Origin of the sequence: Providencia sp. 2023EL-00965, assembly GCF_033550225.1 — a bacterium.
GTDB lineage: Bacteria > Pseudomonadota > Gammaproteobacteria > Enterobacterales > Enterobacteriaceae > Providencia > Providencia manganoxydans.
The window spans coordinates 1-561 of the sequence record NZ_JAWUEH010000057.1; the positions used below are offsets into that span (position 1 = coordinate 1).

The 561-nt window shown below is 49.6% G+C and carries 2 protein-coding genes; one reads left to right on the plus strand and one right to left on the minus strand.

Features of this window, described 5'->3' with window-relative positions:
• On the minus strand, positions 1-222 hold a 222-nt coding region (locus SC428_RS22140; RefSeq protein ID WP_032424397.1), incomplete at its 3' end, for a phage integrase N-terminal SAM-like domain-containing protein.
• Between the two features lie 244 nt (positions 223-466).
• Between SC428_RS22140 and SC428_RS22145 the strand changes: the two genes are divergently transcribed.
• Positions 467-561: SMR family transporter (locus tag SC428_RS22145; RefSeq protein WP_232926251.1), on the plus strand; the 95-nt coding region annotated here is incomplete at its 3' end.

Sequence of the window (561 nt, forward strand, 5' to 3'; positions counted from 1 at the left end):
AACCTTGCGCTCGTTCGCCAGCCAGGACAGAAATGCCTCGACTTCGCTGCTGCCCAAGGTTGCCGGGTGACGCACACCGTGGAAACGGATGAAGGCACGAACCCAGTGGACATAAGCCTGTTCGGTTCGTAAGCTGTAATGCAAGTAGCGTATGCGCTCACGCAACTGGTCCAGAACCTTGACCGAACGCAGCGGTGGTAACGGCGCAGTGGCGGTTTTCATGGCTTGTTATGACTGTTTTTTTGTACAGTCTATGCCTCGGGCATCCAAGCAGCAAGCGCGTTACGCCGTGGGTCGATGTTTGATGTTATGGAGCAGCAACGATGTTACGCAGCAGGGCAGTCGCCCTAAAACAAAGTTAGATGCACTAAGCACATAATTGCTCACAGCCAAACTATCAGGTCAAGTCTGGTTTTATTATTTTTAAGCGTGCATAATAAGCCCTACACAAATTGGGAGATATATCATGAAAGGCTGGCTTTTTCTTGTTATCGCAATAGTTGGCGAAGTAATCGCAACATCCGCATTAAAATCTAGCGAGGGCTTTACTAAGCTTGCCCC